The sequence below is a fragment of the Variovorax sp. dw_308 genome, assembly GCF_019207085.1.
Classification (GTDB): domain Bacteria; phylum Pseudomonadota; class Gammaproteobacteria; order Burkholderiales; family Burkholderiaceae_C; genus Variovorax.
In genome coordinates, this window is record NZ_JAATOM010000001.1 from 298,890 (window position 1) to 325,857 (window position 26,968).

22 protein-coding genes are annotated in these 26,968 nt (G+C 68.1%); 12 read left to right on the forward strand and 10 right to left on the reverse strand.

The genetic code is table 11. The features are described 5' to 3' along the window. Positions 1 to 45: 45 nt before the first annotated feature. The gene (locus HCU76_RS01330) at positions 46 to 972 is read left to right on the forward strand and encodes an alpha/beta fold hydrolase (protein WP_218508210.1); all 927 of its coding nucleotides are present in this window, start codon (positions 46 to 48) and stop codon (positions 970 to 972) included. Positions 973 to 981: 9 nt separating this feature from the next. Here the strand turns inward: HCU76_RS01330 and HCU76_RS01335 are convergent, their stop codons facing one another. Continuing rightward, the gene (locus tag HCU76_RS01335) at positions 982 to 2,043 is read right to left on the reverse strand and encodes a class I SAM-dependent methyltransferase (RefSeq protein ID WP_218508211.1); all 1,062 of its coding nucleotides are present in this window, start codon (positions 2,041 to 2,043) and stop codon (positions 982 to 984) included. Positions 2,044 to 2,445: 402 nt separating this feature from the next. Next, positions 2,446 to 3,561, reverse strand: a complete 1,116-nt coding sequence (locus HCU76_RS01340; RefSeq protein ID WP_213955346.1) for an OmpA family protein — start codon at positions 3,559 to 3,561, stop codon at positions 2,446 to 2,448. A gap of 556 nt (positions 3,562 to 4,117) precedes the next feature. Here HCU76_RS01340 and HCU76_RS37110 point away from each other — a divergent pair. Then, positions 4,118 to 5,773 (forward strand): 2Fe-2S iron-sulfur cluster-binding protein, encoded by a 1,656-nt coding sequence (locus tag HCU76_RS37110; RefSeq protein ID WP_218508212.1) that lies wholly within the window; start codon positions 4,118 to 4,120, stop codon positions 5,771 to 5,773. Between the two features lie 323 nt (positions 5,774 to 6,096). Further along, positions 6,097 to 7,308 (forward strand): alanine transaminase, encoded by a 1,212-nt coding sequence (alaC, locus tag HCU76_RS01350; RefSeq protein ID WP_218508213.1) that lies wholly within the window; start codon positions 6,097 to 6,099, stop codon positions 7,306 to 7,308. On the opposite strand, the gene HCU76_RS01355 is transcribed toward alaC, so the two are convergent. Next, the gene (locus HCU76_RS01355) at positions 7,280 to 8,545 is read right to left on the reverse strand and encodes a plastocyanin/azurin family copper-binding protein (protein ID WP_218508214.1); all 1,266 of its coding nucleotides are present in this window, start codon (positions 8,543 to 8,545) and stop codon (positions 7,280 to 7,282) included. The two genes, alaC and HCU76_RS01355, sit on opposite strands and share 29 nt — an antisense overlap. 153 nt (positions 8,546 to 8,698) lie before the next feature. Between HCU76_RS01355 and HCU76_RS01360 the strand changes: the two genes are divergently transcribed. The 4 genes from HCU76_RS01360 (at position 8,699) to HCU76_RS01375 (ending at position 13,041) form a co-directional block, all read left to right on the forward strand. Continuing rightward, positions 8,699 to 9,283: a sigma-70 family RNA polymerase sigma factor gene (locus HCU76_RS01360; protein WP_218508215.1), complete on the forward strand. Its 585-nt coding sequence runs from the start codon at positions 8,699 to 8,701 to the stop codon at positions 9,281 to 9,283. Beyond that, positions 9,280 to 9,972, forward strand: coding sequence for an anti-sigma factor (locus tag HCU76_RS01365; protein ID WP_256353908.1), 693 nt, complete (start codon positions 9,280 to 9,282; stop codon positions 9,970 to 9,972). Before HCU76_RS01360 ends, HCU76_RS01365 begins: the two co-directional genes overlap by 4 nt. Before the next feature lie 109 nt (positions 9,973 to 10,081). Beyond that, positions 10,082 to 11,632, forward strand: coding sequence for an alkaline phosphatase (locus HCU76_RS01370; RefSeq protein WP_218508216.1), 1,551 nt, complete (start codon positions 10,082 to 10,084; stop codon positions 11,630 to 11,632). A gap of 158 nt (positions 11,633 to 11,790) precedes the next feature. After that, entirely contained in the window at positions 11,791 to 13,041 is a 1,251-nt protein-coding gene (locus tag HCU76_RS01375; protein WP_371319736.1) for an MFS transporter, read from the forward strand. A 52-nt stretch (positions 13,042 to 13,093) separates the two neighbouring features. Here the strand turns inward: HCU76_RS01375 and HCU76_RS01380 are convergent, their stop codons facing one another. Then, positions 13,094 to 14,656: a sodium:proton antiporter gene (locus HCU76_RS01380; RefSeq protein WP_218508217.1), complete on the reverse strand. Its 1,563-nt coding sequence runs from the start codon at positions 14,654 to 14,656 to the stop codon at positions 13,094 to 13,096. A gap of 100 nt (positions 14,657 to 14,756) precedes the next feature. Here HCU76_RS01380 and HCU76_RS01385 point away from each other — a divergent pair, with 100 nt between their 5' ends. Genes HCU76_RS01385 through HCU76_RS01395 form a run of 3 tightly spaced genes read left to right on the forward strand, consistent with a single transcriptional unit; the run spans position 14,757 to position 16,586 of the window. Further along, a complete protein-coding gene (locus HCU76_RS01385; protein ID WP_213955355.1) occupies positions 14,757 to 15,005 on the forward strand; it encodes a DUF1272 domain-containing protein in 249 nt (82 codons plus the stop codon). Between the two features lie 25 nt (positions 15,006 to 15,030). Beyond that, positions 15,031 to 15,903, forward strand: coding sequence for a glutathione-dependent disulfide-bond oxidoreductase (gene yghU / locus HCU76_RS01390; RefSeq protein WP_218508218.1), 873 nt, complete (start codon positions 15,031 to 15,033; stop codon positions 15,901 to 15,903). Between the two features lie 50 nt (positions 15,904 to 15,953). Continuing rightward, on the forward strand, positions 15,954 to 16,586 hold the full coding sequence (locus HCU76_RS01395) for a glutathione S-transferase family protein (protein ID WP_218508219.1): 633 nt from the start codon (positions 15,954 to 15,956) through the stop codon (positions 16,584 to 16,586). Between the two features lie 27 nt (positions 16,587 to 16,613). Here the strand turns inward: HCU76_RS01395 and HCU76_RS01400 are convergent, their stop codons facing one another. Then, on the reverse strand, positions 16,614 to 16,793 hold the full coding sequence (locus HCU76_RS01400) for a DUF3606 domain-containing protein (protein ID WP_213955358.1): 180 nt from the start codon (positions 16,791 to 16,793) through the stop codon (positions 16,614 to 16,616). Positions 16,794 to 16,995: 202 nt separating this feature from the next. Then, positions 16,996 to 17,355: an SPW repeat protein gene (locus HCU76_RS01405; RefSeq protein ID WP_213955359.1), complete on the reverse strand. Its 360-nt coding sequence runs from the start codon at positions 17,353 to 17,355 to the stop codon at positions 16,996 to 16,998. A gap of 154 nt (positions 17,356 to 17,509) precedes the next feature. On the opposite strand from HCU76_RS01405, the gene HCU76_RS01410 reads away from it, so the two are divergent. Beyond that, positions 17,510 to 20,851 carry an adenylate/guanylate cyclase domain-containing protein gene (locus HCU76_RS01410; protein WP_218508220.1) on the forward strand — a complete coding sequence of 1,114 codons (3,342 nt, stop codon included), beginning with the start codon at positions 17,510 to 17,512 and terminating at the stop codon, positions 20,849 to 20,851. Positions 20,852 to 21,013: 162 nt separating this feature from the next. On the opposite strand, the gene HCU76_RS01415 is transcribed toward HCU76_RS01410, so the two are convergent. Further along, a complete protein-coding gene (locus HCU76_RS01415) occupies positions 21,014 to 21,856 on the reverse strand; it encodes a dienelactone hydrolase family protein (protein WP_213955361.1) in 843 nt (280 codons plus the stop codon). A gap of 82 nt (positions 21,857 to 21,938) precedes the next feature. Then, on the reverse strand, positions 21,939 to 23,720 hold the full coding sequence (gene ilvB / locus HCU76_RS01420; RefSeq protein WP_218508221.1) for a biosynthetic-type acetolactate synthase large subunit: 1,782 nt from the start codon (positions 23,718 to 23,720) through the stop codon (positions 21,939 to 21,941). 64 nt (positions 23,721 to 23,784) lie between these two features. Between ilvB and HCU76_RS01425 the strand changes: the two genes are divergently transcribed. Further along, the gene (locus HCU76_RS01425) at positions 23,785 to 24,279 is read left to right on the forward strand and encodes an Lrp/AsnC family transcriptional regulator (RefSeq protein WP_218508222.1); all 495 of its coding nucleotides are present in this window, start codon (positions 23,785 to 23,787) and stop codon (positions 24,277 to 24,279) included. Positions 24,280 to 24,286: 7 nt separating this feature from the next. Here HCU76_RS01425 and HCU76_RS01430 read toward each other — a convergent pair whose 3' ends face one another. Both HCU76_RS01430 and HCU76_RS01435 read right to left on the reverse strand, forming a co-directional pair. Beyond that, the gene (locus HCU76_RS01430) at positions 24,287 to 25,702 is read right to left on the reverse strand and encodes an MFS transporter (RefSeq protein WP_371319737.1); all 1,416 of its coding nucleotides are present in this window, start codon (positions 25,700 to 25,702) and stop codon (positions 24,287 to 24,289) included. Positions 25,703 to 25,919: 217 nt separating this feature from the next. Further along, entirely contained in the window at positions 25,920 to 26,609 is a 690-nt protein-coding gene (locus tag HCU76_RS01435) for an MgtC/SapB family protein (protein ID WP_218508224.1), read from the reverse strand. Positions 26,610 to 26,968 lie beyond the last annotated feature (359 nt).

Sequence of the window (26,968 nt, forward strand, 5' to 3'; positions counted from 1 at the left end):
TCACACTGCGTCGGACCATTTCGTCGCCACCACTGGAGTTCCCTCATGAAGATTCGCGTCGTGCCGTTCCTGGCGCTGTTGATTGCTGCACTCTGCATCGGCAATGCCAGCGCCGAGCCTGCGTTCCCCGGCAGCTTCAAGAACCGGACCGTCGCCATGGCGGATGGCGCGACGATCTTCGTGCGCTCCGGGGGCAGCGGCCCGGCCGTCGTGCTCATTCATGGCTTTGGCGACACCGGCGACATGTGGGCGCCGCTGGCGCAGGAACTGGCGAAGACGCACCTGGTCATCGTGCCCGACCTGCGCGGCATGGGCAAATCGTCGAAGGCGCCGAGCGGCTACGACAAGAAGTCGCAGGCCGTCGACATCCGCACCGTCGTGACGGCGTTCCAGCAGGACCACACCGACGTCGTTGGCCATGACATCGGCACGATGGTCGCGTATGCCTATGCGGCCAGCTACCCCGACAAGGTCGGCAAGCTGGTCGTGATGGACGCGCCCGTGCCGGGCATCGCGCCGTGGGACCAGATCATCCTGTGGCCGGCGCTGTGGCACTTCAATTTCGGCGGCCCCAATGCCGAGCGACTGGTGGCGGGCCGCGAGCGCATCTACCTCGACCGCTTCTGGAACGAGTTCGCCGGCACCCCGTCGAAGATCGACGAGGCGACGCGGCGGCACTACACGAAGCTGTACGCGCAACCCGGCGCGATGCGCGCCGCCTTCGCGCAGTTCAACACCATCGCGACCAAGGACGTGGCCGACAACATCGCCTTCTCGAAGAACAAGCTTCCGATGCCGGTGCTGGCCATCGGCGGCGAGAAGTCATTTGGCGCGAACATGGCGATCGTCATGCGCAATGCCGCCACCAACGTCCAGCAGGAAGTGGTGCCGGGCGCGGGGCATTGGTTGATGGAAGAGAGCACGGCGACGACCGTGGGGCTGGTGGGCAGCTTCCTGCCGGCCGCGCGATAGCCAGCCTGGCTACGGCCGCGCCTCGAACACCAGGTTGAACGGCGTCTGCGCCGCACGCCGGAAGCGCGTGAAGCCGCCTTCCTTCACCACCACCTCGCGCAGGCGCTCCTCGCCAGCCTGCGCGCCCAGCCCGCGCCCCACTTCCTGCGACAGGGAGCAGGGCGTGCAGACCATCGTCGAGGCGGAATAGAAGATGCGCCCGACCGGATTCAGGTTGTCCTCCAGGCGATCGTTGGCGAAGGGCTCGACGATCATCCAGATGCCGTCCGGCGCCAGCGTCTCGCGCACATGGCGCGCCGCCCCCACCGGGTCCCCCATGTCGTGCAGGCAGTCGAAGAAAGCCACCAGGTCGAAGTCCTTGCCCGGATAGGTCTTCGCCCCCGCCACCTCGAAGCGCACCCGGTCGGCGACACCCGCCGCAGCGGCGCGCTCGCGCGCGGCGTTGACCGAAGGCTCGTGATAGTCATAGCCGACGAAGGTCGACTGCGGATACGCCTGCGCCAGCACGATGGTCGAGGCGCCGAAGCCGCAGCCGACATCGGCCACGCGTGCGCCGGCCTGCAGTCGTTCGCGCATGCCGTCGAGCGACGGAATCCAGCTCGGCTCCAGGTTGGCGTTGTAGCCGGCCCGGAAGAAGCGTTCGGTGCCGCTGAACAGGGCGGGATGGTGTTCATGCCAGCCGAGGCCGATGCCGTCGCGAAAGGCCTTCTGGATCTTGTCGATGTCATTGAACATCGACATCAGGACTTCGAAACCACCCACCATGAAGGCCGGGCTGTTGTCGTCGGCAAGTACCAGCGCCGTCTCGGGCGAGAGCGCGAAGGTCTGCGCCTTGGGGTCGTAATCGACGAAGCCGCTCGCGGCCTGTGCGCTGAGCCACTCCTGCGCATAGCGCAATCGCAGGCCCGTCTTGTCGCTGAACTGGTCGAGCGTCATCGGCCCGGCGCCGGCCATCGCCTTGTACAGTCCGAGCCGGTCACCGAGGATGACCAGTGGCGCGCCGGCCAGCGCACCGAACTCCGCGACCATCCTGCCCATCAGGGCATTGAGCTTGTCTTCATCGATCTGCATGGCTTCACTCCTCATGTTGGTGTGGCGATGCATGGCGGTCCGCAATGAAGGCCCATGCGCGCGCCGGATTCCAATCGAACAACAGCGAGGCCAATTCATCGATCTGCTTCGCCAACCGTCGGATGGCGCCGCCCTGGAAACAGGCCGGTTGCATTGGTCTGCACGGATTATTCGATTGCCGGCGCCGGTTGGTTACGCGGGAATACACAAATCAACGGTTGCAACGCGCGTTCACGTGGCCGTTGCGCCGGGTCGGCCGTGCGGCATCGCGTGGGACGCCAATGAAAAACGCCCGATGGGCTTGTCATCGGGCGTCCGGGGCCGGTCGGGTCCTGCCGGCTATCCGTCCTTCATCGGTCTCACCCGATGGCAGGACGGGTCTTCAAGGTTGACTGGCGTAGCTCAGGGCCCGGCCTGTTCGCCCGTGGCGTGGATCTCCACGCGACGGTCCGGTTGCAGGCAGGCGATGAGATCACTGCGCTTTTTCGCCTTGCCCTGTGCCTTGCAATCGGCTTCAGTGACCTTGAGCTCCGTCTTGCCGCGGCCTTCGGTCTGGATCACACCGGCAGGTACGCCCTGGGCCGACATGTAGTCGCGCACGGCATTGGCCCGCGCCACGGACAGGCGCTGGTTGTACTCGACGCCGCCGAGCGGGTCGGTGTAGCCGACGATGACGATCGAGCGCGCCCGGAAACCGGCGGACCGGAGTTCCTGCAGCATGGCGTCGATGCGGCTGCGGCCTGTCGGTGTCAGCACGGCCTTGTCGAACTCGAAGGTGCCGTCGGCGGCCAGGTTGAAGTTGCGCACTGGCGCTGGCGGAGGCGGCGGTGGAGGTGGGGCCACCGCCATCGGCGGGGGTGGGACCGACGCCGCCGCCACCATCGGCGGGGCCCCGATCGGGATTTGCAGGCCCACCGTGAACAGCCAGTCGTTCGAACTGCTCCGGCTCGCCAGCCTGGTGTTGTTGGCGTTGTCGACATAGCGGTAGCGCACGTCGCTCACCAGGCGGCCCCAGTTGGCAAACGGCCAGACGATACCGATGCCCGCATTGGCCATGAAGCTCGTATGGCTGCTGTTGGCGGCGAATGCCGTCTCCGTCTTGTTGTCGATCGCACCGATGCCGGCCACCAGATAGGGTTGCACACTCTTCAACTGCCATTTGCTCAGCCCCTGCCGGCCCAGGAAGAACCACTGCGCGTCGATCGTGCCGCTCCAGTTCTTGTATTTGTTCTGGGTGTCGAAGATGCCACGGGTGGTGTCAAGCCTGCCATCGAGCTGCTCGTACTGGGTGCGCAGCTCGATATTCCAGTACGGGTTGATCGGCTTGCCAACGGCCAGTCCTCCGCCCCACCCGTTTTCGGCATTGCGATTGCTGTCCGGATGGACGTACGCGCCGAAGGGCGTGATGTACCAGCGGTTGTCGAAGTACGTGTCCGCCGTGAAGGTGTTCTGCGCCAGGCAGGCGGCATACGGGGCGGCAAGCACAAGGCAGGCCGCAAGAGTGCGTCGGTCGAGCATAAGAGCCTCTCGAAGAAGGGTTGATGAAACCGCAGCGGAGGTTCATTGAAGCCCAAAAACTCCGGTGGCCGGGTGCGCTCGTCGCCGACTCGCAACCAAGTGTGTAGCCCTCAGGGGAGAGTGAGTACTTGCAGTTGCAGAACTTGCAGGATTCGTACCGTGCAGGTCGTGGGGCGGCAACGTTGAATTACCCGAACTTCAGGCGGAATCCGAATACCTGCAACGCCTGCTGGAAGAAATCGTTGCCGTACCGGCGGAGCCGTAATGCGCCATGTCGCCGAAGTACACGACGCTGAATAGACACGGACCAGGAGCTGCCCCAGTTGGAGAAGCTCTTCGCCGCTCCCGTCGCGGATTCGCAGTTCTGGGTTCGATGCGGTGTTTCTCATCTGGACAATTCCCCCGTGGTGGTCCGGCATTGTTGCGGACCGCTGCCTTGCGGCACGACTTGCGCCGTGATCCGGATCCGCGAAATACTCGCTCGCATCGCGTGAAGCCACCGGCTTTGCGCAGGCCGGCCTCTGCATCTCTTCACTCACCCTGCGGGCAACATCTGGTGGATCTCTCACAACGAGTCCTGCGCTTCATTCCGCATAGCCGCCGCGACCTGCGCCTGGCCAGCGGGCTGGTGCTGTTCAGTTACGTGGCCGTGCATCTTTCCTGTCATGCACTGGGACTGGTGTCGCTGGACACCGCGGAGGAAGCGCTGCGGCTCACCGTGCGCTTCTGGCACAGCCTGCCCGGCACGGTGCTCCTGTACGCCGCGGCGGCCGTTCATGTCTCGCTGGCGCTGCTGGCCGTCTACGAGCGGAGAACCTTTCGCATGCCGCCGGTCCAGGGTATACGCATCATCCTGGGACTGGTGATGCCGATCGGCTTGATCGCGCATTTCATCGTCACCCGCTATGCGCACGACAGGTTCGGCCTTTCCGCGGAATACACGCGAGTCGCGGCGGGACTCTGGGCCGGCGGCGCATCGGGCCTGGCGCTCGGGCTGCTGGCGCCCGGCTGGATCCACGGATGCCTGGGGCTTCGGTTCGCATTCGGCCACCGCGTCTCGTCCCAGCGCGTCAAGCTCGCGCTGTTCGGTGCGGCGCTGCTCCTGCCGGTGCTGGCCGCGCTGGGATTCGTCAACATGGGCAGGGAACTGTCCGCCCCGTCGTCCGGGCGTGTCATCCCGGCGCCTTACGGAGACGCCGCGCAGGAAGCCCGCCTGGACCAGTCTGGCGGTGACGCGCACTGGACCTACCTTGCATTGCTGCTGCTGATCGTGGTCGGCCGCATGGCGCGCAGCCTCAACGAGCGGCGGCGCAAGTCGGTGGTCTGGATCTCCTATCCGGACCGGACCGTCAGCGTGCCGCGCGGCTGGTCGGTGCTGGAGGCGAGCCGAAGCTTCGGCATTCCCCATCAGGCCCTGTGCGGCGGGCGCGCCCGGTGCACGACATGCCGGGTCCGCGTCATCGAAGGCGTGTCGCACTGCCCCGATCCGCAGGTGGACGAGGCACGGGCCCTGCACCGTCTTGCCGCGACGAAGGGAACGATCCGGCTCGCGTGCCAGTTGCGGCCCGTGGGCAATGTGGAAGTCGTGCCGATCCTGTCCGGCGCGCGCGCGGGACGGCCCGCGATACAGCCGTCATCCGGTGCGACGGAGTTCGAGGCGGTCCTGCTTCTGCTGGATGCCAGGCTCGACATCGGCTCGGTCGCGCCGAGCGCGGCCTCGCATGACGCGATCTATGCGCTCAGCCACTTTCAAGCCATCGCGGAAGCAGCAGCGGTCTCGCGCGCCGAAGTCTTCAGGCACGCAGCGTCGAGCTGGATCCTCCTGTTCCGCTGCGGCGACGACCCGCGGGCGGCTTCGGCCAGCGCGCTGTCGGTGTCTCGCAGGATCGACACCGATGCGGCCAGCCTGTGCCACGAACTCGCCCGGGACCTGGGACTGCACGCAAGCTCGTCGTTGGCCATGCACGGCGGCAGGGTCGTGGTCGGGACCCTCGGCGCCGCGACGATGGCGATCGTCGGCGGACCGGTCGAGGATCTCGAACGCATCCGCAGCAGACTGACAGCTGCGAGCGGCAGCTTCCTGGTCTCCAGGAGCGCTGCCAGCGCGGCAGGTATTTCGCAGGAAGGCCTTGCCTGGGATCCGGGTCCGCTTGGAGATGGCGGCCCATCGCAAGACGAAGCGTGGGCCGAAATTCGCCTGCCGGATCATTGAACCTGGAAAAAGCAGTTGACCGCGCTGAACCCTCAGACACGCAGCATGGTCCTTGACGTTCCCGGCTTCGATCACGTTCACCGATGAGGTGAAAGCGCTATGCACCCGATTGCACCGCGCTCGACGCGCCATGCGGCGTTGCTCGGCCTTGCGGGCATCAGCCCGCCGCGTTCTCGCGCCTTGCCTGGCGCGCCGATCACGGCGCACTCGGGCGCATCCAACTGCTTTTTCCAGGTTGAACCCGCTAAGATCGTCGCGGGTCCGCCCTCACGGCAGGCCACGTCGCTCGGACGGTTCCGGGCGCTTACGTGAGAGTTCCACACATGACTGCAGCTTCGTCAGGCAGGCGCCGCTTTGCGCGCATCGACCGCCTTCCTCCCTACGTCTTCAACATCACGGCCGAGCTCAAGCTCGTGGCGCGGCAACGCGGCGAAGACATCATCGACATGAGCATGGGCAACCCCGATGGCGCGACGCCCGCGCACATCGTGGCCAAGCTCACCGAAGTGGCGAAGCGGCCCGACACGCACGGCTACTCGGCCAGCAAGGGCATCCCGCGACTGCGCCGCGCCATCACGCATTGGTACAAGGACCGCTACGCCGTCGACATCGACCCCGACAGCGAAGCCATCGTCACCATCGGCTCCAAGGAAGGCCTGGCGCACCTGATGCTCGCCACGCTGGACCGCGGCGACACCGTGCTGGTGCCCGACCCGAGCTACCCGATCCACATCTACGGTGCCGTCATCGCCGGCGCCGACATCCGCTCGGTGCCGGTGTCGCCGGACGTCGACTTCTTCGCCGAGCTGGAGAAGGCCATCCGCGGCAGCTACCCCAAGCCGAAGATGATCGTGCTGGGCTTTCCGTCGAACCCGACGGCGCAGTGCGTGGAGCTCGGCTTCTTCGAACGCGTCGTCGCGCTGGCGAAGAAGCACGACATCTTCGTGGTGCATGACCTCGCCTATGCCGACATCGTGTTCGACGGCTGGAAGGCGCCGTCGATCATGCAGGTGCCGGGCGCGAAGGACGTGGCGGTCGAGTTCTTCACGCTCTCCAAGAGCTACAACATGGCGGGCTGGCGCATCGGCTTCATGGTCGGCAACCCGGACCTCGTGGCCGCGCTCGCCCGCATCAAGAGCTACCACGACTACGGCACCTTCACGCCCTTGCAGGTCGCGGCGATCGCGGCGCTGGAAGGCGACCAGCAATGCGTGAAGGACATCGCCGCGCAGTACCAGCGCCGGCGCGACGTGCTCCACAAGGGCCTGACCGAAGCCGGCTGGGAGGTCGACCTGCCGAAGGCCTCGATGTACATCTGGGCGCGCATTCCACCGCAGTACCGCGACATGGGCTCGCTGGCCTTCTCGCGCAAGCTGCTGGAAGAAGCAAAGGTCTGTGTGTCGCCCGGCATCGGCTTCGGCGACCACGGCGACGGGCATGTGCGCTTTGCGTTGATCGAGAACGAGGCGCGCATCCGCCAGGCGGTGCGCGGCATCAAGCTCATGTTCAAAGCTGACGCGCCGGCTCCGGCTTGACCACCACCACGCCCGTCATGTACGCGTGCACGGAGCACACGTACTCGTAGCTGCCGGGCTTGTCGAAGCGGCGGCTGAACTGCTCGCCGGGCAGCAGCAGCGGCGCGCCGGGCGCCTTGTCCTGGAAGGCGACGCCATGCGGCGCGCCGTCGTCGTTGCGCCAGGTCACGCTCTGGCCGGCGGTGATGGTCGTCGGCCCCGGCACGAAGGCGAAGTTGGCAATCGACACCTTGACGCCGCCGCCCATGTCGGCATGACCGGCAGAGGACGCGTGCTGCATCGCGACCTTGCGCGGCGCATTGCCGACATCCACCGTCTGCGACTGGCCAGACGCGGGGTCGACGATGCTGATCGAATTGCCGCCTTCGTTGCTGACCACGAGGCGCTTGCCGTCCGGCGTGATGTCGACCCAGTGCGGCTGCTTGCCGACCGCGATGCTGCGCGCCACCGCATTCGTCGCCGGGTCGAAGAACTGGAGTTCGCCCGGGCCCTGCACGACGACCACGCCTTGCGCCAGCGAAGCGAAGTGCTGCGCGATGTGCGGCGAGACGCCGGTGGCAATCTGCGCCACGATCTTGTTCGCGACGGCATCGACCACCTGGACCGCGGGCGCGCCGGCCAGCGTGAGGTAGAGCCGCTTGCCGTCGGGGGAGAACTCCAGGTCGCGCGGCGGCTTGTCGAGCGCGATGGCGCCGCTCACCTTGTGCGTCGCCATGTCGACGATGGCCACGGCAAAGCTGCCCGGCTGTTGCGACGACACGTACGCCTGGCTGCCATCGGGCTTGATCGCGATGGTGTGGGGCTTCGGCACGGGCACCGTATCGGCCACCGCGCCGGATGCCACGTCGATGAACGCGACACGGTCCGCGCCGTTGACCGCCACCAGCACCTGCTTGCCGTCGGGCCGGAGCGCCAGGCCTTGGGGTCCGCTGCCGACCTCGATGGTCTTGCCGACGCTGTCCTTGCCGGCATCGATCACGCTGAGCGACGACGCGCTGGACCCGCTCACGAACACGCTCTTGCCGTCGGCGCTGACCACGATGCCGTCGGGGCCCGCCGCCACCGGCACGGTCGCGACGACCTTGGCCGCATCGATGTCCACGACGCTGATCGTGTTGTCCTTGAAGTTGCCGACGTAGACCTTGGGCCCGGCGGCAAGGGCCGTGGCGGCCAGCATGGCAATGCCCGCGGCGACGGCGCCGCGCCGCAGGACGGAGGCAAGTTGGATGAAGCGCATGGGCGAACCTCTTTCAAGGGATCAGTCGTTGGATGGACCCATGCATGACGCGCGGCCAGCGCGCCGCATTCCCGGTCCGCGCAAAGCCCGTGCATGTCGGTCGGGATTGGAATAAAACCGGCCTGCGCCCCGTCCCCTGATCAAGAGCAGCCGTTGACCCCGACCGCCAGAACCTTCGACGCCACCGTCATGCCGCACCTGCATGCCGCGTACAACCTTGCGCGCTGGTTGCTGCGCGACGACCGCAGCGCCGAGGATGCGGTGCAGGAGGCCTACCTGCGCGCCTTCCGATTCTTCAAGGACGTGCGCGGCGAGGACGTGCGGCCATGGCTGCTGGGCATCGTCCGCAATGCCTGCCATGACTGGCTGCGGCAGAACCGTCATCTCGACGACCAGGTCGAGTTCGACGAGGTGCGCGACAGCGACGCGATCATGGCGCAGGCGGACGCGAGCCATGCGGACCCGCTCCTCCTGCTCGACCACCGCGACCAGGCCGCGCGCGTCAACCAGGCCATCGCGGACCTGGCCCCTGCCTTCCGCGAAGTCATCGTGCTGCGCGAGTTGGAGGAGATGAGCTACGAGGACATCGCCCGCGTGGCCGGCGTGCCGGTGGGCACCGTCATGTCGCGGCTGTCGCGGGCGCGTGCGATGTTGCGAAAGTCCTTGCAGGGCGAGCGACCCGCGACGACGGCGACAACGACTGCAAGCCCGGCCGCGCTGCGCGAAAGGAAAGCATGAAGACCATGGAAAACGCCGAAGACACCGCCCTGTCGCAACTGCTTCGCCAGCATGCGGTGCGCCATGCGCCGCCTGAGGCGCTGGCCCTGCGCATTCGCGCCGGCATGCCGCAGACGATGCAGGAGACGCAGGCGCTGCAGGCTCGGGCCGGCTTGCCCGCGCGCTGGCGCCGTGTGCTCGAATCGCTGGCGCTCTTTGGCGCCGGCCTCGCCACCGCGTGGATCGCGGCAAGCATCCTGCTCGTCGCGCCCCCGACGAATGACATCCAGGACGAAGTCACCGCCAGCCATGTGCGCTCGCTGCTGGCCGATCACCTGGCCGACATCCGCGCGACCAACCACCACACGGTCAAGCCGTGGTTCGCCGGCAAGATCGATTTCTCGCCGCCCGTCATCGACCTGGCCGAGCAGGGCTTTCCGATGTCGGGAGGCAGGCTGGACTACATCGATGGCCGCACCGTGGCCGCGATGGTCTACGGGCATGGCTCGCATGTCATCAACCTCTTCACCTGGCCGGCCGCGCCGGGCCAGCGCGACCAGCCGCCTCGACGCCTGACTCGCCAAGGCTACAACCTGGTCCATTGGTCCGCGGCCGGCATGAACGCCTGGGCCATCTCGGACGTCGACCCCGCCGAGCTCCAAAGCTTCGTCGACCTGGTGCGCGCTCGCACGGCGATGGCGCCGCAGTAAGGAGATTCCGGGCAAGGCCGCCGCCAGGGCGCGCGGTCAGCGGAGGACTCGATCAGCGCCTCCCTCAATACACTGGCACCGTGCCGGCATCCCGTCGGCGTGATTCGCCATGACGACTTCATTCCCCACGCTCTCGCGTCGACGCATCCTCGGCGGCGCCCTGGCAGCCGCATCGCTCGGCCAGCCCTTCCTGCAACTGCATGCGCAGACCTGGCGCGGGCGCGACCCCTTCACGCTCGGCGTGGCTTCGGGCTGCCCGCGACCGGGCGGCATAGTGCTGTGGACCCGCCTCGCGCCCGATCCGCTCCAGCCGACTGGCGGCATGGACGATGCGCCAGTGGACGTCGCCTGGGAGCTGGCGGAGGACGAGCGCTTCCACCGCATCGTGCAGCGTGGAACGGTGCGCGCCACGGCGGAGCTGGCCCATTCGGTGCGCGTGGAATTGCAGGGCCTGGCGCCCGCGCGCTTCTACTGGTACCGCTTCACCTCGGGCGATGCGCGCAGCCCCGTCGGCCGCACGCGCACCGCGCCCGCCGAGGACGACACCGCCACGCCCGCGCGCTTCGCGTTCGCCTCCTGCCAGCAATTCGAGCAAGGCTTCTACGCAGCCTATCGCGACATCGCCGCTCAATCGCTCGACCTGGTGGTGCACCTCGGCGACTACATCTACGAAAGCTCCTGGGGCTCGCGCCATGTGCGCAAGCACGCGGGCGGCATCCCGACCGACCTGCCCGGATTCCGCACGCGCCATGCGCACTACAAGACCGACCCCGACCTGCAGGCCGCCCACGCCGCGCATCCGTGGCTCGTGACCTGGGACGACCACGAGGTCGCCAACGACTACACCGACGACGTATCGCCGCGCAGCGTCGACGCCGACGAGTTCCTGGCCATGCGCGCCGCCGCATACCAGGCATGGTTCGAGCACATGCCCGTTCCGATGCGCATGCGGCCGCGCGGCCCGTCGACGACCATCTACGGCCGCTACCGCTTCGGCCAGATGCTCGACGTGCTGCTGATGGACGGGCGCCAGTACCGCTCGCATCACGCCTGCCTGATCAAGCGCAGCGCCTCGCCCCTGACCGATTGCGCCGATCGGCTCGCGCCGGAGCGCTCCTTTTTCGGCAAGGCGCAAGAGGCCTGGCTTGCGCAGGAACTGCAACTCCCGCCCACCCGATGGACCGTCATCGCGCAACAGACCCTGATGGCCGAAGCCGACCGCAAGAGCGGCCCGGAGCACGGGTACTGGATGGACGGATGGGACGGCTATGCGGCAGCCCGCGGCCGGCTGCTCGATGCATTGGCCGCCGACCCGCGCCGCAACCCGCTGGTGATCAGCGGCGACGTGCACGCCTTCTTCGCGACTGACCTGAAGCGCACGCCGGACGGCGGGCCCGTGGCCACCGAGTTCGTGGGCGGCTCCATCACCTCCGAAGGGCCGAGCCCTTCGAAAGTCGCCAACCTGCTCGCGAAGAACCCGCACCTGCGCTACGGCCGTGGCGACGTTCGCGGCTATGCCCTGATGTCGCTCGATGCGCGCGCCTGCACGGTGGACTTCATGGCGGTCGATGACGTGAAGCTGGCGACTTCGCCAGTGACTCGCATCGCGCGCTTCACGGTCGAGCCGGGTGCGCCGGGTGTGCAGGTGGCATCGACCTGATGCGGGCATCGGCGCCAAGGCGCAGCGCCAGCCACGACACGAGCGGGCGATCGGGCAGAGCCCGGGCCGATTCCGACGAGAAGCAAAGGTTTAGGGGTTTTCCCTAAAATCGCGGCCTGGCCCGCAGCCTTCGCCGGGCCTCCCAGGAGGAACCGGTCTTGAACGCTGCCACTCCCATGCCCGACGGCGTGGATTCCCCGTCCATCGATCCCGACAAGGTCAACTTCCTCCGCGCGATCCTTGCGCTCGGCGTCGGCGGCTTCGCCATCGGCACGGGCGAGTTCGTCATCATGGGCCTGCTGCCCGAAGTCGCGCGCGACATCGGCGTGAGCATCCCGCAGGCCGGCCATGTGATCAGCGCCTACGCGCTGGGCGTCGTGATCGGTGCGCCGGTGCTGGCTGTGGCGGCCGCGAGCTGGCACCGCCGCATGCTGCTGATCGCGCTGATGGCCTTCTTCGCGCTCGGCAATTTCGCGAGCGCGGTGGCGCCGGGGTACTTCTCGCTCAACCTGCTGCGCTTTGCCTCCGGGCTGCCGCACGGCACCTACTTCGGCGTGGCTGCGCTGGTGGCCGCGGCGCTGGCGCCGCCCGGCCGACGGGCGCGCGCGGTGGGGCTGGTCATGCTGGGGCTCACCGGCGCCACGCTGGTCGGCGTGCCCATCGCGGCCTGGCTGGGCCAGGTGTTCGGCTGGCGCGCGGCCTTCGTGTTCGTCGGCATCGTCGCGTTGATCGCGGTGGCGCTGCTGCGGCGCGACATCCCCGACATCCAGCCGGCCATCGGTGCGAGCCCGTGGCGCGAACTGGGCGCCTTGAAGCGCAAGCAGGTCTGGTTCACGCTCGGCATCGGCGCGATCGGCTTCGGCGGCATGTTCTCGGTGTTCAGCTACATCAAGCCGACGCTGACCGAAGTGGCCGGCATGTCGGTGGCCGGGGTGCCCTTCGTGCTGGCGCTGTTCGGGTTGGGCATGGTCACGGGCAACCTGGTCGGCGCGCGGCTGGCGGACAAGTCGCTGACGAAGACCATCGGCGGACTGCTCGTGTATGCCTTCTTCGTGCTCGTGGCCTTCACCTTTGCCGCGCACCACGTGGTCACGGCCGGCATCTGCGTGTTCCTGATCGGCACCACCGTGGCGATCGGGCCGGCCCTGCAGATCCGCCTGATGGATGTGGCCGGCGACGCGCAGACGCTGGCCGCGGCGCTGAACCATTCGGCCTTCAACACCGCCAATGCGCTGGGCGCGTGGCTGGGCGGGCTGGCGATCAGCGCCGGCCTGGGCTGGACTTCGACCGGCTGGGTCGGCGCCTTGCTGGCCGTGGTGGGCATGGGCATCTTCGGGTGGTCGATCACGAGCGCGCGGGCCGCGGCAAGGCCGCCGGCGACGGTGGCGAGGGAAGCGTCGGTGGGTTGATGGCGATTGCCGCTGCGGCGCGGCGAGCGCTGGTGGCGGCGTCTGTTCCGTGTCAGCCCTGCCTGCCGCCGCCCGCGCTCAGTTCCGCCCAATCCAGCTCCTGCACCAGCACCCGGTAGGCGTCGTCGCCGATCACGTCGTCGCGCCGCAACTCGAACGCGCGTTGCCGTGCCACCGCGATCGCACGACGCCGGAGCGGCCCGCCGGGGACGTCATCGACTGGCGCATCCGCGGCATGGCTCGAATTCAGCTCGACCACCGCGCCGTATTCCTTGCGCAGCAGCTTGCCCGACAGCGTGTCGTCGTCCTTGATCGCGTCGAGCAGCGTGGTGTACGCGTGCGTGCGGCCAAGCCGGATCTCGCGGCCGACCGGGTCGTCGTCGGTCAGGACCATGGCGCGGATCAGCGGCGCCATCGTCAGGCCCTGCAGCACCAGCGTGCCGAGCACGACCGCGAAGGCGCACAGCAGCACCAGGTCGCGGAAAGGGAAGGGCGTGCCGTCGGGCAGCGTCTCCGGAATCGCGAAGGCCGCGGCCAGCGTGACGATGCCGCGCATGCCCGCCCATGACAGCACGATGCCGCCGCCGAGGGTGGGCCGTGGCCGCAATGGATCGGCCGAGGCATCGGCCCGCCGGCGCTTGAATGCGTAATAGACCATCACCCACGCAAAGCGCGCCGCGATGGTGACGACCAGCACCACCGCAGCAGTGGCCAGCGCATGCGCCTGGCCGCCGCCAGCTTCCAGCCGCGACCAGATCGGCCGCAACTGCATGCCGATCAGCACGAAGGCGAAGGCATTCAGCACGAAGACCACCGACTCCCACACCGCGAAGATCGGCACCCGCATGCGCGCGGCCATCTGCGAGCCGCTCCGCGCGACCGCCATCGCGTAGGCGACCAGGGTCAGGATGCCGGAGAGGCCGATCGCCTCGGCCGCGATCCACACGCCGAAGACCAGCGCGAACTGCACGATCAGCGCGATCGGCACGTCGTGGATCACGCCCATCATCGGCCGCAGCACATAGGCGCAGCCCACGCCGGCCGCCAGGCTGCCGAACAGCGTCAACAGGAACACGGGCGCCACGCTGCCGAAGCCCAGGTGCCCGGCCATCATCGTCATGATCGCGAGCCGGTAGACGAGCAGCGCGCTCGCATCGTTCAGCAGGCTTTCGCCCTCGAGGATCTTCAGCAGCTTGTGCGGCAGCTTCACCTGTCGCATCACGGCGGTGGCCGCGGCCGCATCAGGCGGGGCGACGATGGCGCCCAGCGCGATCGCCACGGGCCACGGCATGTCGGGCACCAGCCAGCGGGCCACGAAGGCGACGGCGAGGACGGTGGTGCCGACCGCCGCGATGACCAGGCCGGCCACCGGCCGCCAGTTCAGGCGCAGGTCGCGCAAGGAGGTGTCGTAGGCCGCGTCGACCAGCACCGGCGCGACGAACAGCGTCAATGCAAGATGCGGGTCGAGCGTCCAGTTCGGGCTCGAGGGCACGAACGCGAGCAGCGTGCCGCCCAGCGCGAGGAAGGTGGGGTAGGGTGCGCCGAGGTTGCGCGCCAGCGCGGCAAGGAGCGCGGCGCCGAGCAGCAGCACGATGATCCATTCGAAGGTGGCCATGCGGCTTGTGTAGCAGCCACGGGCGGCTTTGCCAAGAGCCCGGGCACCATCCGCGAGCCAAAGGCAGAATGCAGCGACCCAACTGACCGAGGTTCCTGCCATGCTTCAAATGCGCCCAGGTTGCGAATGCTGCGACCGCGACCTGCCACCCGACGACGCAGCCGCCCGCATTTGCTCCTTCGAGTGCACCTTCTGCAGCGACTGCGCCGAGACGCGCCTGGCCGGACGTTGTCCCAACTGCGGCGGCGAGTTGCTGCCGCGGCCTCGCCGGGCGGCCGACAAGGTCGCGAAGTTCCCGGCTTCGACCACGCGCGTGTTCAAGCCCGAAGGCTGCGCCACGGCACCCTGAATTCCTCTCCTGAAAAGACCAACGCATGAATGCCCCCTACACGCCACCCTCCGTCTGGTCCTGGAACAAGGACAGCGGCGGCCGCTTCGCCAACATCAATCGCCCGATCGCCGGTGCGACGCATGACAAGGATTTGCCGGTCGGTCGCCATCCGCTCCAGCTGTATTCGCTGGCCACGCCCAACGGCGTCAAGGTCACGGTCATGCTGGAGGAGCTGCTGGCGCTGGGCCACCAGGGCGCGGAGTACGACGCCTGGCTCATTCGCATCAACGAGGGCGAGCAGTTCGGCAGCGGCTTCGTCGCAGTCAATCCCAACTCCAAGATCCCCGCGCTGCTGGACCGCAGCGGGCCGACGCCGGTGCGCGTGTTCGAGTCCGGCGCGATCCTGATGTACCTGGCCGAGAAGTTCGGCGGCGCCTTCATGCCGGCGGCCGGCGCCGAGCGCGCCGGGTGCCTGTCGTGGGTGTTCTGGCAAATGGGCAGCGCGCCGTTCCTTGGCGGCGGCTTCGGCCACTTCTACGCCTACGCGCCAAGCAAGATCGAATACGCCATCGACCGCTACGCGATGGAGGTCAAGCGCCAGCTCGACGTGCTGGACCGGCGGCTTGCCGAGAGCCCGTATCTCGCAGGCGATGAGTATTCGATCGCCGACATGGCCGTCTGGCCCTGGTACGGCACGCTCGTCAAGGGCCAGCTCTACGAGTCGGGCGAGTTCCTCCAGGTGCAGGAATACACGAACGTGCTGCGCTGGACCGACGAGATCGCCAGGCGTCCGGCCGTGCAGCGCGGACGCATGGTCAACCGCACCTGGGGCAATCCGGCCAGCCAGCTGCACGAGCGCCACGAGGCCGCCGACTTCGATACGCAAACCCAGGACAAGCTCGCACCGGCGAGCTGACGCCGTACTCCCTCCCAGAACGAAAACCACCAAGACGAGACATCCACACCATGATCACCCTCTACGACTGCGCCACGGCGCCGAGCCCGCGTCGCGCCCGCATCCTGCTCGCCGAAAAAGGCGTGGCGCATGAAACGGTCCAGGTGGACCTGAGGAGCGGGGAGCAACTCGGCGAGGCCTTCCGCAAGTTGAATCCGCAGTGCACCGTGCCCGTGCTGCAGACCGACGACGGCTTGCTTCTCACCGACAACGCATCGATCACTGCCTGGCTGGAGGCGCGCTTTCCGGAGCCGCCGCTGCTGGGAAGCACGCCGGCTGAAAAGGCCGAGATCGCGAGCTGGAACTGGCGCGTGGAGTTCGAGGGCCTGGTCGCCATTGCCGAGGCCTTGCGCAACAGCGTGCCGGCGATGGCCAATCGGGCTCTGCCGGGGCCGGTGGACTATGGCCAGATTCCCGAACTGGCCCAGCGCGGCCTGGCCAGGGTGCAGCAGTTCTTCGTCACCTTGAACGAGCGCCTGGCCGGGCGCGACTTCATTGCCGCGGATCGGTTCAGCATTGCCGACATCACCGCGGTGGTGGCCGTCGACTTCGCACGCATCGTGAAGGTCAAGCCGGGGGAAGGGCACCCGCACCTGCAGCGCTGGCGGACGGCCATGGCGCAGCGGCCATCGACAGCGCTGTAGCTGTCCAACCCAACTACGCAAGCGCCGTCACTTCGAGGCCAGTTGATTGCGCACCGCGGTCACGTGGTCGCCGACCTTCGTCAACGCGTCTTTCAACTGCGCCTCCGTGCAATGGAGCTGCTGGCACCAGTACTGCATCTCCACCGGATCGTGGCCGTTGACGCGGCCCGGGTCGAGGGGCTTGAAGTGGCTCAGGTCGTCTGACATAGGTGCTCCTTCGGTCGAACTGCGGCCGACTCTTATAGGGCGGCCCCGGCGCGCTTGCAAGCGCAGTCGGTGGCCGGCACCCGCATCATCCGCAGCCGGGTGCGACGAACCGGGCTTCAGGACGATCGCTGTCGCACGGTATGCCCGATGCTGACGCCCTCGGCACGCCAGTTCTACTGGCGCTGGAAACCTGTCGAATCGGTCAATGCGCCGGCCTGCGCCAGTGGACATAGTCCTTGTCGGTCGCCAGCACCCACGCGGCCAGCACCACCACGGCAATGCCCGTGACCACGGCGTTCATCATCGGATCGCGCATCGCCGCGAAGCCGAGCGCCCAGGGCGAGATGAGCATCCACAAGCCCAATGCACCTTCGGTCCATTCTTCCCATGCACGGGGCACGAAGGTCGCGCCCAGTGCAGCTGCGCCCAGCAGGATCCCGACCGCCACCGCATTCATCGTCGGAGTCGACTGGTCCTGAAAGCCCACCAGCCAGGGCGAGAGGATCAGCCAAATGCCGAGCGCGGCGTTCAGGGGATCCTGCCAATGCTTCACGTGCTTCATGGTGTTTACCTCCTGTCGTCGCATCAAGAACCGGTTCGCGGCGACATGCGTTTGACAACCGGCAAAGTGCCAAGTTCAGCGGGCTTGGCTTCGACTCCCTGAAGATTGGCCCGCGTCCCTCGACACGGCGCGCGACAGGGATGACACTCGCCGGATGCAGTGCCCTCAGTGTCGCCATCCACATGCGCAGGGGGCCAAGTTCTGCGCGGAATGTGGCACGGCACTGCCGCGCCAATGTGCGAACTGCGGCCACGCGCTGGCGGCGCTGGCGAAGTTCTGCAGCGAATGCGGCGCGCCGACGCAGGGCGCTGCACCAGCGGTCGCCGCACCAGCAGTCGTCCCGTCCTCACTCGTCCCGGCGCAACCGCCGCAGCAGCCCGCGCGCAACGTCTGGGCGGCGCCCGACACGGCCACCGCAGACCGGCGCCAGGCCGCCGTGCTCTTCGCCGACATCACCGGCTACACCGCGCTGTGCGCCAGCGCCGATCCGGAGCAGATCCAGGAGATGCTCGGGCGCTTTTTCGATGCCATGGACGGCGTCGTTGAATCGCACGGCGGCCGCGTCCTCGACCGGGCCGGCGACGCCGTCATGGCAGTCTTCGGCGCACCGGTCGCGCATGGCAACGATGCGCAGCGCGCGCTGCATGCCGCGTTGGCGATGCACGGCGCGGCTGCCGGTGTTCCGGACTGCCACGGCGTGCCGCTGCGGCTGCACATCGGCATCGCCAAGGGCGAGGTGGTGGCCGCGGTGATCAGCGGCGGCGGCAAGGCCAAGTATTCGGTCACCGGCGACGCGGTCAACCTGGCCGCCCGGCTCGACGCGCTGGCCCAGGCGGGCGAGACGCTGATCTCCGATGCGCTGTACCGCGAGGTCGCCGCCAGCGTCGAGGTGGAGGCCGCAGGCAGCCAGGTGGTGAAGGGCTTCGGCGCGCCGATGGAGCTGTGGCGCGTACTCCGCCTGCGCCAGGCGCGCGGCGAACGCATGCCCTTCGTCGGACGCCATGCCGAGTTGGGGCAACTGGTAGGTGCGCTCGACGCCGTGCGCGAGACGGGCGCCGGCGCGACCGTGCTGGTGCGTGGCGATGCGGGCATCGGCAAGTCGCGCTTGGTGGAAGAGTTCCAGGCGCGTGCGCGCGACATGGGTTTCGACACGCCCTCGGGCCAGGTGCTGGACTTCGGCGTGGGCAAGGGGCAGGACGCCATCTCGACCCTGCTGAAGGCGATGCTGCAGGTGGGCGCGCCCGACGACGAGGGCCAGCGCAGCGCGGCGCTGCAGGCAGCTATTGCGCGCGGCCTGGTGACGGATGCCGAAGTGATGTTCGTCAACGAGTGGCTCGGCCTGCCGCAACCGAAGCCGCTGGAGGCGATCTTCGAGGCGATGGACAACGCCACCCGCCAGCGGCGCGCGGGCGAGGCGCTGGGCGCCTTGCTGCAGCGGGCCGCCGCGGCGCGCCCTCAACTGGTGCTGATCGAGGACCTGCATTGGGCCTCGCCGGAACTGCTTCGGCTGGTGGCGGCGATCACCCTGGCGGCCGCGCGCGCGCCGATGATCCTGCTGCTCACCTCGCGCATCGAGGGCGATCCGATCGACAAGGCCTGGCGGGCATCGATCCATGGCAGCGCCTTCATGACCATTGATCTCGCGCCGCTGCGGCCGCAGGAGGCCCGCCTGCTGGCTGGTGGGCTGGTGGAGGCGACGAGCCGCTTCGCGCTGATGTGCATCGAGCGCGCGGAGGGCAACCCGCTGTTCCTCGAACAACTGCTGCGGACCGCGCGTGCCGGCGAGACGCCCGGCCTCCTGCCTTCCGTGCCGCCGACCATCCAGAGCCTGGTGCTGGAGCGCATGGACCGCCTGGCCGCACCCGACCGCACCGCGCTGCAGGCCGCCGCGGTGATCGGCAAGCGCTTCTCGCTGGCCAACCTGCGCGGCGTCGCGGGCGTGCCGGACGCGCGTTGCGACGTGCTGGTGGCGGCCGACATCGTGCGGCCCGACGGCCCGGATTTCCTTTTCGCACATGCGCTGATCCAGGAGGCTGTCTACGCCTCGACGCTCAAGAGCCGGCGGCGCGAACTGCACCTTGCCGCGGCGCGCTGGTTCGACACCGACGACCCGTTGCTGCAGGCCGAGCATCTCGACCGGGCCGAGGACGCGACGGCCGCGGCGGCCTACCTGCGCGCCGCGGCGCAGGAGGCCGCGCGCCTGCGCTTCGAAAGCGCGTTGCGGCTGGCCGAGCGCGGCGGTACGGTGGCGGCCGACCCGGCGCGGGGCAATGCCGCGGTCGGCTGCGAGCTGGCGTTGCTGTGCGGCGAGATGCTGCGCGAGATCGGACGCTCGACCGAATCGATCGCCGCGTTCCAGCGTGCGCTCGAACTGGCCGGCGACGACCTGCTGCGCTGCCGCGCCTTGATGGGCATCGCCGCCGGCTACCGCGTGACCGGCGAATTCGTGGCGGCGATGCACGCGCTCGGCGAGGCGCGGCCGATGGCCGAGCGGCTCGGCCTGACCATCGAACGCTCGCGCATTCATCACACGCAAGGCAATCTTTATTTCGCCCAGGGCCGGATCGCCGAATGCGACGCGGAGCATCTCCTGGCGCTGCAATTGGCCGAGCAATGCGCCGACCCGGAGAGCCAGGCGCGGGCGCTGAGCGGCCTTGGCGATGCGCGCTATGCCCAGGGCCGCATGTCCAGCGCGCTCGATTACTTCAGGCGCTGTGTCGCGCTGTGCGACGAGGATCAGATCCGTACCACCGGCCCCAACCGCTGCATGATCGGCCACTGCCTCTGGTATGCCAACCAGTTGCCAGCCGCCGTTGCCGAGGCCCGGTCGGTCTGCGAGGACGCGCAACGCTTCGGCATCGTTTCCGTGCTGGTCTTCGCGCATGCCTCGCTGACCCAGTTGCTCACCGAGTCGGGCAGCCTGCAGGAAGCCACCGCGTCGGCCGAGAAGTCGCTTGCACTCGCACGACTGGCCGGTTCACGGCGCTACGAGGCGACCGTGCTGTCCTTCTCCGCCGACCACAGCCTGCGGCGGGGCGACCGCGCGCAGGCCCGCCGCGACCTGGACCTGGCGCTGGAGCTTGCGCGCCAGACCGGCCTCGGCTTCATTGGCGCCGCGCTCGAAGGTGCATTGGCGCGCGTTGCGGATTCCGCCGAAGAACGGGTCGCGCACCTCGCCGAAGGCGAAGCCTTGCTGCTGCAAACCGGGATCGCGCACAACTACCTCTGGTTCTACCGCAGCGCGATGGAGGCCTGCCTCGCGGCCCGCGACTGGCCGCGTGCGCTGCACTATGCGGACCTGCTGGAGCAGAAGTTCCAGGTCGAGCCCTTGCCCTGGGTCGCGTTGATGGTGGAGCGGGCGCGCGCCATCATCGCGGCGGCGAAGTCGGGCCACGACGCGGCGGCGATCGCCCGGCTGCAGGCGGTTCGTGCGGCGGCCGTGGCGGCTGGCAATGGCTGGGTGCTGGCGGGCATCGACCACGCGCTGGCGAACTGAATCAACTGCCGGGCTCCATCGGCGGCCCAATCGAGGACGACCACGACGGCGGCTTGTATCCGCTCAAGCCGAAGTGATCACGTCGAGGTAGTTTTTCGACGCGCGGAACATCGGCCGAGACACTGGCGCGCCCCGGGTGGGTTCGTCAGCCGATCGCTGCGATCAGGCCAGCGCCGTGCTGAATGTCGCCAGCAGGCGCGTCCAGGCTCGTTCGGCCTGGGCGGCATCGTAGACCTGCGTGTCGGGCGGGCACCAGCCGTGGGCCGCGGGGTAGACCTCCACCTCGGCCGCCAGCTTCGCGCTGTCGAACGCGGTGCGCAGGGCAACCTTGGCATCGGGCTCCTTTGCATCGTCATTCTGGGCCACTGCAATCAGGTAACGCGCCTGTGTCTGGGCGACCAGGCGATGCGGGCTGTCGGGCGCGGCGGTCACCATGGCGGCGCCGTGGAAGGTTCCAACGGCGCCCACGCGGTTGGGCGCCACGGTGGCCGTACGCACCGCCATCGGCCCGCCCATGCAATAGCCGGTGGTACCCAATTTGCGCGCCTTGTCCACCTCGCGTTGGGCATCGAGCCAGGCCACGAAGGCCTTCCCGTCGCTCAGGTGCATGGCCGGCGTCAGCGCCTGCATCAGCGGCAACACTTCGGGGATTGGCGTCTTGCCGCCCTGCGCCGCGGTAGGCGCCTTCTTCTGCCGGTAGAAGGGGTTCACCACCAGCACGCTGTAGCCCGATTCGGCCAGGCGCCGCCCCATCTGCCTGAAGGCTGGGCGAAGTCCAAAGATGTCGGGCCACACCAGCACGCCGGGTGCGGCGCCCGCCGTGGGTGCGACAAAGTACGCGTCGCAACTGCCATCTGGCGTGGTGATGGTCACCTCGCGCTCGGTCACGGCGACGGCATTGGCCACGCTGGGCAGCGTCGACAGCAGGCCGGCGGATGCGGTCCATGCAGCGAAGTCGCGGCGCGTGTATTTCTTCAGTTCTTCCTGGTCATTCAGATCACACATGGTTGGTTCACCTCATCAGGATCATGTCAAACGTCAGCTTGTGCCACGAGTCAGGGCGGGAAGCAAGCACGATTCCCCCTCATCAATCGGCTCTCTCCCCGTCCTCGTCCTGGTACCAACGGTCCTTGGCCAGCATCACCCGGTGGTGGCCATGCCCGGACGGCATCATCGGAAAGCAGTTCTCCTGCGCGGCCACCTGCACGTCGAGGAAGAACGCGCCGGCATAGGCCAGGCACTCGGCAAGCGCATCCTCGAGTTCCGCTGGGTCCGACACGCGGCGCGCACCCCAGCCGAAGGCCTTCGCCAGCGCCACGAAATCCGGCAGCGCCTCGTTCCAGCTGTGGCTCAGGCGATTGCCGTGGTTCAGTTCCTGCCACTGGCGAACCATGCCCATGTAGCCGTTGTTCGACAGCACGAGCTTGACGGGCGTGCGGTGCTGCGCCGCGGTCGACAACTCCTGGATGTTCATGAGCACCGACGCATCGCCGCTCACGCAGACCACCAGTGCATCGGGGTGCGCGATCTGCGCGCCGATGGCTGCCGGCAGTCCGTAGCCCATGGTGCCGGCGCCGCCCGAGGTGAGCCAGCGACCGGGCCGCTCGAAGCGAAGGTACTGCGCGGCCCACATCTGGTGCTGGCCGACGTCGGTGGAGACGATGGCATCGCGGCCCTGCAGCGCCTGCTGCAGCGCGCTCATCAACTGCTGCGGCAGGATCTCGCCGGCGCGCGGCGCGAAGTCGAAGCAGCGCTCGCCCCGCCAACGCGCGATGCGCTGCCACCACGGTGCGAGTCTCTGCGGCGCGAGCCCGTCGAGTTGCGGCATCGCAAGCAGGGCATCCAGCACCGCGCCGCAGTCGCCGACCATCGGCACATCGACCTTCACCACCTTGTTGATGCTGGTTGGATCGATGTCGATGTGGATCTTGCGCGCGCGCGGGCAGAACTCGTCGAGCTTGCCGGTGACACGGTCGTCGAAGCGCGCGCCGATGCACACCACCAGGTCGGACTCGTGCATCGCCATGTTGGCCTCCAGCGCGCCGTGCATGCCCAGCATGCCGATGAAGCGCGGGTCGGATGCGGGGAATGCGCCCAGGCCCATCAACGTGAGCGTGCAAGGGGCATCGAGCTTTCTCACCAGCCGCGTGAAAGCCTCGCAGGCCGCAGGACCTGAATTCACGAGGCCTCCGCCGCCGTAGACGATCGGCCGCCGCGCGGTGGAGAGCAGGTCCGCCGCGCGTTGCAGCATCGCGGCCGGCGGCATGGCGGTACGCAGCGTGCGCGAGCGCTTCACGGCCGCGACCGGTGCATTGCGCAAGGGCGCCAGTTGCACATCCTTCGGCACATCGACCAGCACGGGCCCGGGCCGGCCCGATGCCGCGATGTCTAGCGCACGCCGGATCACGTTCGGGATCTCGTCGGCCACGCGCGGCTGGTGGTTCCACTTCGTCACCGGCCTCGACATGCCCAGCGCGTCGCTCTCCTGGAAGGCGCTGGTGCCGATGGCGGCGGTGGCGACCTGCCCGCTGATGCACAGCACCGGCACCGAGTCGCTCATCGCATCGAGGAGCCCGGTGATGGTGTTGCCCACGCCCGGCCCCGAGGTGACCAGCACCACGCCGACGCGGCCCGTGGTGCGCGCATAGCCCTCGGCCGCATGCACGGCGGCCTGCTCGTGCCGCACCAGCACGTGGCGCAGCCGCGGCTCGCCGTGCAGCGCATCGTAGAGCGGCAGCGCGGCGCCGCCGGGGTAGCCGAAGATCGTATCGACGCCGCATTCGACCAGGGTGTCGAGCAGGGCGACGGCGCCATTGCGCAGGCGGGCCGGCTGTGCCGGGGAAAGACCTTCGGTTGCGAGCAGTTCCATGCCTTCATTTTTCTGCGTTCGGCGCAGAATAGGCTTCATATTTCCGTCTCGTTTGGGCCGAACGATGAAAAACAATCGCCAAGAACTCACTCCTGCCGAAGAATCCACGGATCCTGTCGACCTGGCCATCCTGCGCGTGCTGCGCGATGACTCGCGCCACACCTTGCAGGAGATCGGCGCGATGGTGGGGCTGTCGGCCACCAGCTGCTGGACGCGCATCAAGAAGCTGGAGGCGCAGGGCGTCATCAAGCGCTACACGGTGGACCTCGATCCGGCCAAGCTCGGCTACAACGACTTCGTCATCGTGCAGCTCACGCTCGAGAGCCACACCGACGAGACGCTCTATGAGTTCGGCCGCGTGCTCGCCACCATCCCCGAGATCCAGGAGGCCTACCTGGTCTCGGGCGACTACGACTACTACATCCGCATCGCGGTGCGCGACACGCGCGACTACGAGCGGCTGCTGCGCGAGAAGCTCTACAAGATTCCCGGCATCCGGCACAGCAAGTCGAGCTTCGTGCTGCGCGTGTTGAAGGAGGCGAGCGTGCCGCTTGGGTAGGGCTGAATCAACCGCCGGAACCCATCGGCGGCGCGATGTCCTCCAGCGATCGCCGCTCGGCATCCACCGCGTAGCGCCAAGCGATCAGCCCGGCAGCGATCACGAGCGCGGCGCCGATGCCATAGCCCACGGCCACCGCGCCCCGGCTGCCCGTCTCGATCAGCAGGCCGAACAACCACGGCGCCGCGAAGCCCCCGGCCCCGGTGCCCACCGCGAAGAAGACCGAGATGGCCAATGCCCGCATCTCCAGCGGGAACACCTCGCTCACCGTGAGATACGCCGAACTCGCCGCCGCCGACGCCAGGAAAAACACCGCGGACCAGCACAGCGCCTGGCTCAGCGCGTCGAGCCACCCGGCCATGAACGCGGCACCGGTCAGCGCCAGCCCGACGCCCGAGAGCACATAGGTCGCGCCGATCATCCGGCGCCGCCCGACCCGGTCGAACAGCGGCCCGAGGAGCAGCGGCCCCAGCACGTTGCCCAATGCGAACGGAAAGATGTAGAGCGCCACGCGGCCTTCCGGCACGCCATGGAAGCGCGTCAGCACCAGCGCATAGGTGAAGAAGATCGCGTTGTAGAAGAAGGCCTGCGAAATCATCAGCGAGAGCGCCACCACGCTGCGGCGGCGGTAGCGATGAAACAGCACGTCGGCGACCTGCCGGATCGTCGGCGCGGCCTGCTGCACGAAGCTCAGCCGCGTGGTGACGGCGGGCAGAGGGCCGTGTTGCGCCGACACCTCTGTCTCGATGCGCGCCATGATCGCGTCGGCCTCGTCGGCGCGGCCGTGCGAGATCAGCCAGCGCGGGCTTTCCGGCACGTCGCGCCGCACCAGCAGGATCGCGATGGCCAGTAGCGCGCCCAGCGCGAAGCCCCCACGCCAGCCCCACACCGGGCCGAGCACGCGCGGGTCGAGCAGCACCAGGCTCACGCCCGCGCCCAGCGCCGCGCCGATCCAGAAGCTGCCATTGATCGCAAGGTTGACACGGCCGCGCACGCGCGCCGGGATCAGTTCGTCGATGGCCGAGTTGATGGCCGCATATTCGCCGCCGATGCCCAGACCGGTGACGAAGCGGCACACCGCGAAGAAGGCGAAGCTGGGCGAGAAGGCCGTGGCGAGCGTCGCCAGCGTGTAGACGACCAGCGTGGCCAGGAACAGCCGCTTGCGCCCGAGCTTGTCGGCGAGCCGGCCGAACACCAGCGCGCCGACGACCGCGCCGCCGATGTAGAGCGAGCCTGCCCCGCCGATCTGCGCGGCAGTGAGGCCGAGGGTGTCCGGCCGTTCCAGCACGCCGCCCACCGAGCCGACCAGCGTCACCTCCAGGCCGTCGAGCACCCAGGCCACGCCGAGCGCGATCACGACGCGCCAGTGCCAGCGCGACCACGGGAGCCGGTCGAGGCGGGCGGGGATGTCGGTGTGGAGCACGGCTTTATGGTGCACCGGCGCGGGCACTGGCGGTGTACGGAAATGCGCCGAGGGGGATGAGAGGACGCGCGCCGGGGCACCGTGTGCGCTACCGCGCGGCCGATGCGGGCATGCGTTGCCTTGTTGCCTTGCGCAAGCCGGTGAGGACGGCGCGCTCAGGCGCACACCGGGCTTTGCGGCTACTTCTGCCCGAGCGCGTGGCGCCCAAAGCGCTTCTCTACTGCAGCGTCGCTTCGGTATCCGTGACTTCAGAGACGCCTTCGAGCGACTGGAGCTTGTCCCGGACGAACTGCACATCGGCTGGCGAAAGCCGCGTGAACGCGATGCTGATCTCGTCCTGCTCCGCCAGTTCAGAGTGGCTCTGGACGATGAACTGCCTCACCAGCCGGCTGCGAGGTCCGAGAGCTGTGTTGACATGGGTCATCGTCAAGGTGCCGCGCGCTGCAGCGAGCCGGAAGACTCGTCCCTTCTTGGCCGCGAAGTACTTTTCTTCGAAGGGCTTCAGTCCCGCAAGGATGGCAAGAATGATGATCGTGGCCGCTATCGCCGGCGTGTACAGGCCGCCGCCGATGGCCAGGCCGACCGCCGCGACAGACCACAGGCTTGCCGCCGTGGTCAGCCCGCGGATGACCTCGCCGCGCAACAGGATGGTGCCGGCACCGAGGAACCCGATGCCCGAGACCACTTGGGCGGCAACCCGGGACGGATCCAGAGACACATGATCCGAATTCAGGACATCCTGGAACCCGTACGCCGAGACGATCATGACGAGCGCGGAACCCACGCAGACCAACATATGGGTTCTGAGGCCCGCCGCCCAGGACAAGCGCTCCCGCTCGAAGCCGATCACGCTTCCAAGAGCAGCCGCCAGAAGAAGTCGGGAAACCAATTCGAGTTGATGGATCATGGTGACGATGTCGGAGATGGCCGATGGAGAAGCCGATATTCGCCGATTTGCGCGCGGGGGCAGTCGGTGTGGCTCGTTGAGAAGGGTTGTGCGCGATCTGGAGGCTGGGGCCGAATGCCCGATACCCCGAACGTATCGGGGTAGGCATGACTCGGTATCGCAGCCTCCCAGTCCGGAGGCTGGGGATCCTTGGCGCAGCACCAACCGCGCTTCCTCGAGCGCCTCGTGCTCGAAAAACAGGGCGCGCAAGTGAACTGTCGTTTATCGCTCTCCACAGAACCATCTTTGGGCCATACCGCTCTCCTGGGAAACACTAGCCACCAAGAGATGTCGAGGCGGAAGCCGGCGAATCGAGACTT

Bases quoted from the DNA above. Each gene is read 5' to 3' on its own strand.
- HCU76_RS01370 (WP_218508216.1), top strand. From the start codon at position 10,082: ATGACGACTTCATTCCCCACGCTCTCGCGTCGACGCATCCTCGGCGGC.
- HCU76_RS01395 (WP_218508219.1), top strand. From the start codon at position 15,954: ATGATCACCCTCTACGACTGCGCCACGGCGCCGAGCCCGCGTCGCGCC.
- HCU76_RS01330 (WP_218508210.1), top strand. From the start codon at position 46: ATGAAGATTCGCGTCGTGCCGTTCCTGGCGCTGTTGATTGCTGCACTC.
- HCU76_RS01355 (WP_218508214.1), bottom strand. From the start codon at position 8,545: ATGCGCTTCATCCAACTTGCCTCCGTCCTGCGGCGCGGCGCCGTCGCC.
- HCU76_RS01385 (WP_213955355.1), top strand. From the start codon at position 14,757: ATGCTTCAAATGCGCCCAGGTTGCGAATGCTGCGACCGCGACCTGCCA.
- HCU76_RS01435 (WP_218508224.1), bottom strand. From the start codon at position 26,609: ATGATCCATCAACTCGAATTGGTTTCCCGACTTCTTCTGGCGGCTGCT.
- HCU76_RS01340 (WP_213955346.1), bottom strand. From the start codon at position 3,561: ATGCTCGACCGACGCACTCTTGCGGCCTGCCTTGTGCTTGCCGCCCCG.
- HCU76_RS01405 (WP_213955359.1), bottom strand. From the start codon at position 17,355: ATGAAGCACGTGAAGCATTGGCAGGATCCCCTGAACGCCGCGCTCGGC.
- yghU (WP_218508218.1), top strand. From the start codon at position 15,031: ATGAATGCCCCCTACACGCCACCCTCCGTCTGGTCCTGGAACAAGGAC.
- HCU76_RS01365 (WP_256353908.1), top strand. From the start codon at position 9,280: ATGAAGACCATGGAAAACGCCGAAGACACCGCCCTGTCGCAACTGCTT.
- HCU76_RS01380 (WP_218508217.1), bottom strand. From the start codon at position 14,656: ATGGCCACCTTCGAATGGATCATCGTGCTGCTGCTCGGCGCCGCGCTC.
- ilvB (WP_218508221.1), bottom strand. From the start codon at position 23,720: ATGGAACTGCTCGCAACCGAAGGTCTTTCCCCGGCACAGCCGGCCCGC.
- HCU76_RS01400 (WP_213955358.1), bottom strand. From the start codon at position 16,793: ATGTCAGACGACCTGAGCCACTTCAAGCCCCTCGACCCGGGCCGCGTC.
- HCU76_RS01415 (WP_213955361.1), bottom strand. From the start codon at position 21,856: ATGTGTGATCTGAATGACCAGGAAGAACTGAAGAAATACACGCGCCGC.
- alaC (WP_218508213.1), top strand. From the start codon at position 6,097: ATGACTGCAGCTTCGTCAGGCAGGCGCCGCTTTGCGCGCATCGACCGC.
- HCU76_RS01425 (WP_218508222.1), top strand. From the start codon at position 23,785: ATGAAAAACAATCGCCAAGAACTCACTCCTGCCGAAGAATCCACGGAT.
- HCU76_RS01410 (WP_218508220.1), top strand. From the start codon at position 17,510: ATGCAGTGCCCTCAGTGTCGCCATCCACATGCGCAGGGGGCCAAGTTC.
- HCU76_RS01335 (WP_218508211.1), bottom strand. From the start codon at position 2,043: ATGCAGATCGATGAAGACAAGCTCAATGCCCTGATGGGCAGGATGGTC.